Origin of the sequence: Ehrlichia minasensis (assembly GCF_004181775.1) — a bacterium.
GTDB classification, from domain to species: Bacteria; Pseudomonadota; Alphaproteobacteria; order Rickettsiales; family Anaplasmataceae; genus Ehrlichia; species Ehrlichia minasensis.
This window is the reverse complement of the sequence record NZ_QOHL01000036.1, coordinates 1-7,176: the sequence shown is the minus strand read 5'-3', so window position 1 is coordinate 7,176 and position 7,176 is coordinate 1. Positions and strand designations below refer to the sequence as shown.

Below are 7,176 nucleotides of genomic sequence, written 5' to 3'. Positions count from 1 at the left end.
AGGGTAAAAAAATTACAGACCAAAACAATACAACACACACATCATCTACTGAAGTATTAAGCTCAGCAGCATCTACCACAGTAGAAAGCATCTCTAGTGCAGTAACTACAGCTACAGAAGCTACATCAAACCTTCTTAGCACTACTGCTAGTGCAGTAAGTTCAACAGTATCTGCCATTACAGAAACCACAGTTAATGTAACAAGTACAAGGGTAAAAAAATTACAGACCAAAACAATACAACACACACATCATCTACTGAAGTATTAAGCTCAGCAGCATCTACCACAGTAGAAAGCATCTCTAGTGCAGTAACTACAGCTACAGAAGCTACATCAAACCTTCTTAGCACTACTGCTAGTGCAGTAAGTTCAACAGTATCTGCCATTACAGAAACCACAGTTAATGTAACAAGTACAACTTTAAATGCTATCTCAAATTTCACCAGCACTGTTACTGAAATAGCAACTGCAGCAACATCTTCTATAACAGAAACTGCTTCAAGCATTTTTAATACTACTGTTAATACAGCAAATGCAACAATATCTAGTATATCCAACACTGCAACAAGTACATCTAGTAGCACCACTACACCAACTCACACATCTACTACTACAAGCAGCACAAGTGATGATGCACTCAAGGGAGTAACAATCATCTGTGGAATAATATTTATACTGTTACTCATGGCATTAGTAACAACGCTAAACCACAAGCGCAACAAAACAAGAATGAGCAGATCTAGAGGTAGTAATGAAGATGTACAAGCGCTTTTACAAATGGTAAGCACAGTAGATCTTATTACAAGTCAAGAAAAACCATCTACAGAAAGCGATTCAGACTATGATGGTGAAATAGCAGCAATAGAATATGCAACATATGAACAAAGATTACAGACATATCAAGAGGCTATTACATTTGAAGATGGTAGCTCCTTACCAGTTTCTCGCAGATGCACAAATCGTAACAGAACTCAAGACACTGAGTTTGTTATGGAAATAGTAGAATGTAATACAGAATCCGAATCACCTAATCCATCTGATGATGTAATACCTAGCAACGTCACTGATCCAATGATTTCACATTATGATAGCAGACATGCAAGGAGTTGATCGTGTTAAAATGTCACATCAAATTGTAATAAGTAATGACCGCAACGCTAAATCTGTATGCAATTTGTGGATTTAACGTAACAAATTACTAAGTAACCTATTATTTATTTAGTATATTTCGTAAATATCATTTATTATATATATTAAAAATTATTAATAAAATTAAAATTCGATACACACATTATGAACAACAACACAAACATAACTACAACAGCACCAAATACAAACACAACAACATCAAATGATAACGATCAAGTTGCCATATGGGCATCTTGTTGTGTTGTAATACTGATCATTGTTGCACTATTAGTAATCACTATATACCGTAATGTACACAGAAATAGAGAGAACCAACAAAATAATCAATCGGACAGTAATGTCATAAATCAATCTACAACAAGAGACAGTTACGTATCATCTCATCTGAGCACTACAAATCAATCGCACAATTTTACAGATTTTGCACTATATGATATGTATAATTCTTCAACAACACTAAATGACGATACAGTAATGTACTTAGTAGATGTAGATGCAGAATTCAATACAAGCAATCGTAGAAGACATAATAGTCTCAAACACTCTGAATAACAACCAAAAGTTATATAGTATTACTCTTATAACCAACTTAAGTAGTACTTCATTAGTACAACAACATAGTATAAACAATTTATTACTTTATATAGACTATACAGCTTAAGCTGCTAAAAACATGTTAGTCATATGATAGTAGTTGCATATCATAATCAAGTACATGCATAAGTATGCTGTAATATATACATAAAAAATAGTTCTAATGATTAAGATATTATTTCAATTAACATCAAATTCTGGAATATAAAGAAAAATTTTTGATAAATCAAAAAACTATAAATCATAGAGATAACATTAAAATTATTTTCTATCTCTATAGAATTACAACATTATTTTTTTTCATAGCTGAAAGATGAACGAAAGCAATAAAAATAGAATTTAAATGCAGAATATATATGTATAGCAAACTGCTACATTACAAACTTTTATAAGTTTTTTTAACTTGATCAAGCACATCTACAAAACCAATTGAGCTTTTACCAACACAAAAACCATATACAAAACAAATTAATACCTAATTAATACAAGATTTGTTACATAACCAACTAATAAACATACAATAAAAAGTTGCAGCAATTAATAGTATTGCTTATTATTAACTAAGTGTGTTTATCCAAACTAGAAGCAGTATACTATTCTTCTACAGATACCTTCCTAGTCAACATCACTACAGCAAAGGTTTTTATAAATCAAATAAGAATAGAGCATGCCAAATAATACGCTAAGCATCATCTTCAGCATTATTTATAGCATTATTACTAACGTATTAGCAAATTTTACAAACAATAACACGACATCACATCCTCCCCCCCCCCCTCTACTTCTTTAATTACCAATAACTCAATAAATACCACTGACACTATAACAGATGTCACTACATCAAGCACAACAAACGTTACTTATGTTACAACACAATCAGTAAGCAATTTTACTTCCATAGCCAGTCAAACACATGCCAGTACTGTTAACCCTACAACAAATTCAACATCTTCTTCAGATGGTCAAAGTCAAACTATAATTATGGCAGCAGTGCTGTTGTTCATTATGGCTGCTATAATAATCAACTGTATAATAGAACGTATTTATCAGAATACAACAAGAAATCCAAATCCACATAATCCAGCACAACAAGTTTCTAGTGATTCAGGGTTTAGTGAAGATAGTGCGCTAAATAATATAGTTTTAGTTCCACTACATAACCCTAATAATGTTATGCAAAACGCTGGACAAAATGCTGGACAAAATGCTGGACAAAACAATCCTCAACCACGTGCAAGAAGTAGATCAATTTAAGCAATCACACAAATCTCTTCAGATATACAATAGCTACTATTTTTTACCAACTTGCTTACAGACTTTCCATACAAAAGATTTGAACTAACAGTATATAGGCTTTTTCCATTTTTAATACTTTATACTATCAATAACAGAATGTGATAAGTCAAACACAAAACCTGCACTACCTAGCATAGATCTCCCAATACAACCAATACTAAATACAAAAAAATTGACTAATAAGTAGTATTAACTTACTATTAACAAGTGCATTCATGCAAGACGGATAAGTATACTTATCTTTCGCAAATATTTGTACCAGTTAAGCAGTTTGGTACTATTCAATAAAGCTTTTTATTAATTAAATTGTGAAAAATATGTTAGACAACTTTTTAAATTTCATAATACGCGTTTTATCAAGTATTACCACTACTTCACCTACTCCCCCCCCCCCACCACAAGTGATATCACTCAAACAAATATTGTAGAACCCTCACCTGATCGCAATATCCCAGATGTTATATTTGTAAAATGTATGGTAATTCTCTTTTTTACATTCATATTTTGTTACTTCGTAATGTTTCATGCTATCAGTAATCCTGAACAAAACACCGGATTATCATCAACTCACAATGCTGGAACACCTATTGAATCAGATTCTTCTGATGATGACATGAACCCTAGCTCAAATGTTGATTTACAAGCATCTCCAGACTTACCAGAAGATTTACAACCTTTAACAAGAAGCAGGCATAAAAGATAATCAGCTAGTTACTTAGAACATACATCTTTATAAACATGTAAACGTAAATTCCTCTTTTATAGATATTTGTATCAGGTAAACAGATTAATATTACGAAAACAAAAATTTTTGATACATTAAAAATGTGACTAATCACATCTTTTAATATGGGAATGAATATTGCCATTAGCATAACATCAAATATCATTACTAATGCACTAGCAGATTTCATAAATAGCAGTGCAATATCATCTACTGCCTATCTACTTACAAGCAATGTAAACAAATACTACTATGCTATAATACAAACAGCAAACTGTATAATAGACAAAACATCATATAGTACTACCAACACTACTCAACTATATGTGATTCATAAATATTTGTATTAACACTATTGTACTGTGCAGTCACTATAAACTGCACTCTTTACTCTAAAATTTGTGTGTACTATATAATTCAATAACCTCAAACAAATCACTCAGTAAAATATTCAGTTAATTTAAGATAGTCAAAGAATATGTTAGGTAACAATACTAATCTAACACCTAACAATATTTTGCAAATTTTAAGTAATATTGCACATTGCAAACAATACTTTAACTCACATAACAGAAGAATAACATTCAATACTATAACAACAGGACTGACAAACATACATTTGACACAATAAACTTGATAATACCAAATACCACTATTGCATCAGGAATATTCTACAATAAATCCAATACTGTCAACGCTATACAAGCATTTACTGATATAGTAGTACATTTCACATCTACAAATGCTATCACCACTCCATTTAATAGTATGAAATGCCACTTTAACCTACGCAGTGATTTTATAGTCATATTATTAACATTACTTTTTTTAAACTTATGAAGTGGAACATATTATTTATAGAGTACTAATAAAGAATCATCACAGTAATCAACATGAACTTGATAGTTCTGGTAATAATGATAATACTACTATTAGCAGACCAAGGTCAGAGCTGTCATTAGTATCACTTAATCCTGAATCACTAGTGCAATTTAAATGTGATCAGCCATATTGTTCCCTTTTTAATTGATCAAAAATCTTTGTTTGAGTGGTATTACATTGTTTACCTGATGCGAATATCTATAAAAGAAGAATTTATACTTACATGTTTATAAATATGCATGTTCTAGTTATAGTAACTAGCTGATTATCTTTTGTTCCTGCTTCTTGTTAAAGGTTGTAAATCTTCTGGTAAGTGTGATGATCCTTGTCACTCAACATTTGAACCAGGCAATGTTCTATAATCAATAGTCCAATAAGAGAGTTTAAGAGTTCAAAATTTTAATAATTTATACCATATTTACTATGCCTTATCATACAATTTTTTACTATAGTATAAATAAATCTATACACAGAATAGAATAAGCACTTCTCAAGTACACAACTGCAATTGTTCCCTACGATGAAGCACTTAGGTTTCTTATGAAAAACACAACACAATTTAGATGGCTATTTATCAATGCAATAAAATATCGACTTGTCAATAGTACTAATTTATTACATAATAGTTATTACGTACTAATTAAGAATATACTATTAATAATCATTTATACTAAGCAGTATATACATCTTTCAAGTGAAATCTCTAATTAATTAAATAAAGAGTCATTTATGGTCAACAATACTAATCCAACATCAAATAGCACAAACCCTGTAACTGCAGCAATGGAAGCTGCGGCTACTAACATATCAGAAGCGATTGCTAACACAACAAACAGTGGAATAACATCCACAAATACCACCACTTCACAAGATAGTAGTAATATGTTTTTATATTTTATTCCTTTGATTGTAGTTGCTGTGTCATTGCTCATAATATTATGTTGTACAAGAATACAATCTGGTAGGTGGTTTCCTACCCCTTATTCACCATTAACAGAGGATGATTCTACACCATCTGAGACTAGTGAAACAGTGAATCCTGATGATGAGCTATCCCCTAATATTCCAGACTCAGTAATGCTATTAGAAGAACTTAATCCTGAAATAGAAGAAGGAACAGTAATAACAAGAGCACCAGCAGTACAACACTCTAGACTATAACATTAAATAAATATACTTTGTTTTTTATACTATGTTTTCCTATTCAACGTTTTACTAAACAGTATAAAATAAAGTTACACATAATTCCAACACAGAATAAGCATTTCTCAAGTACATAGTACTGCAATTATTTGTACAAATGCAGCACCTAGATTTCTTGTGAAAAAATTTAATGGTTATTTATCAATGTAACACAGCATTAGATAGATAATATCTAAAGTATCGTGACACAGTTAAAACAAAATTATCCAAATTTCATTTACCATGCATCTCTCTTGTACAAAATCACTTCTAATATTATCTCATGTAAACCCTGACGCTTAACAAATCCACATTAAAACTTAACACACATATGGGCTAACATAAATTAATCTATTACCATTTAATTATGTTTGAGTAAATTAATTGCACCTTTCTATAACAAACATGTGTATAATTGTATTTCCTAGATAAAATCTTTAACTATCTCAGTAGGTAGAATATGCCACACAATAACACATCAGAGATCATACAGAACATAACCAGTACTACAGCAAATTCTGCAGCTTCTACAACAAGTTCAGTAGTATCTAATGTTACTAGCACTGCCTCAGAAACAGTAAGCTCTGTTGCTTCTACAGCAACTTCAGCAATATCTAATGCAGCTTCTGCTGTATCAGAAGCAGCAAGTTCTATGGCTTCTACAATAACTTCAACACTATATAACGCTACAAGTGCTATGACAGAAGCAGTAAGTTCTATAACTTCTGCAGCAACTTCACTAGTGTCTAATGCTACTAGCGCTACAACAGAAGCATTGAATGCTACAGTCTCTTCAGCAACTTCAGCAATGTCTAATGCAACTTCTGCTGCATCAGAAGCAGCAACTTCTATGGCTTCTACAATAACTTCAACAATATCTAACGCTACTAGCACTGCACAAGAAATAGTAAGCTCAGTAGTATCTAATGCTGCCACTACTGCATCAGAAGCAGCAAGTTCTATGGCTTCTACAATAACTTCAACACTATATAACACTACAAGTGCTACAACTTCTGCAGCAAATTCACCAGTTTCTAATGCTACTAGAGCTACAACAGAAGCAGTGAGCTCTACAGTCTCTTCAGCAACTTCAGCAATATCTAATACAGCTTTTGCTGTATCAGAAGCAACAAGTTCTATGGCTTCTACAATAACTTCAACACTATATAACGCTACAAGTGCTATGACAGAAGCAGTAAGTTCTATAACTTCTGCAGCAACTTCACTAGTGTCTAATGCTACTAGCGCTACAACAGAAGCATTGAATGCTACAGTCTCTTCAGCAACTTCAGCAATGTCTAATGCAACTTCTGCTGCATCAGAAGCAGCAACTTCTATGGCTTCTACA

Annotated in this window: 10 protein-coding genes; 7 read left to right on the top strand and 3 right to left on the bottom strand. The window is 32.0% G+C overall.

Annotated elements, in window-relative coordinates:
* Window positions 1-192: 192 nt before the first annotated feature.
* Entirely contained in the window at window positions 193-585 is a 393-nt protein-coding gene (locus DRF75_RS04800; RefSeq protein ID WP_129992761.1) for a hypothetical protein, read from the bottom strand.
* Between the two features lie 100 nt (window positions 586-685).
* Here DRF75_RS04800 and DRF75_RS04795 point away from each other — a divergent pair, with 100 nt between their 5' ends.
* The 5 genes from DRF75_RS04795 (at window position 686) to DRF75_RS04780 (ending at window position 3,743) form a co-directional block, all read left to right on the top strand.
* Entirely contained in the window at window positions 686-1,111 is a 426-nt protein-coding gene (locus DRF75_RS04795) for a hypothetical protein (protein WP_045170960.1), read from the top strand.
* Window positions 1,112-1,294: 183 nt separating this feature from the next.
* Window positions 1,295-1,702, top strand: a complete 408-nt coding sequence (locus DRF75_RS04790; protein ID WP_129992760.1) for a hypothetical protein — start codon at window positions 1,295-1,297, stop codon at window positions 1,700-1,702.
* 709 nt (window positions 1,703-2,411) lie between these two features.
* Entirely contained in the window at window positions 2,412-2,534 is a 123-nt protein-coding gene (locus DRF75_RS05225) for a hypothetical protein (protein WP_276318953.1), read from the top strand.
* Window positions 2,535-2,725: 191 nt separating this feature from the next.
* Complete coding sequence (locus DRF75_RS04785) at window positions 2,726-2,998, top strand: hypothetical protein (protein WP_129992759.1); 273 nt, start codon at window positions 2,726-2,728, stop codon at window positions 2,996-2,998.
* Between the two features lie 559 nt (window positions 2,999-3,557).
* Entirely contained in the window at window positions 3,558-3,743 is a 186-nt protein-coding gene (locus tag DRF75_RS04780) for a hypothetical protein (protein WP_129992758.1), read from the top strand.
* 692 nt (window positions 3,744-4,435) lie between these two features.
* Here DRF75_RS04780 and DRF75_RS05110 read toward each other — a convergent pair.
* The gene (locus tag DRF75_RS05110) at window positions 4,436-4,573 is read right to left on the bottom strand and encodes a hypothetical protein (protein ID WP_165375567.1); all 138 of its coding nucleotides are present in this window, start codon (window positions 4,571-4,573) and stop codon (window positions 4,436-4,438) included.
* Between the two features lie 32 nt (window positions 4,574-4,605).
* Between DRF75_RS05110 and DRF75_RS04775 the strand changes: the two genes are divergently transcribed.
* Together DRF75_RS04775 and DRF75_RS04770 are read left to right on the top strand one after the other, a co-directional pair.
* On the top strand, window positions 4,606-4,794 hold the full coding sequence (locus DRF75_RS04775; RefSeq protein WP_129992757.1) for a hypothetical protein: 189 nt from the start codon (window positions 4,606-4,608) through the stop codon (window positions 4,792-4,794).
* A gap of 581 nt (window positions 4,795-5,375) precedes the next feature.
* The gene (locus DRF75_RS04770) at window positions 5,376-5,807 is read left to right on the top strand and encodes a hypothetical protein (protein WP_129992756.1); all 432 of its coding nucleotides are present in this window, start codon (window positions 5,376-5,378) and stop codon (window positions 5,805-5,807) included.
* A gap of 462 nt (window positions 5,808-6,269) precedes the next feature.
* Here the strand turns inward: DRF75_RS04770 and DRF75_RS05105 are convergent.
* Window positions 6,270-7,176: hypothetical protein (locus DRF75_RS05105; RefSeq protein ID WP_165375566.1), on the bottom strand; the 907-nt coding region annotated here is incomplete at its 5' end.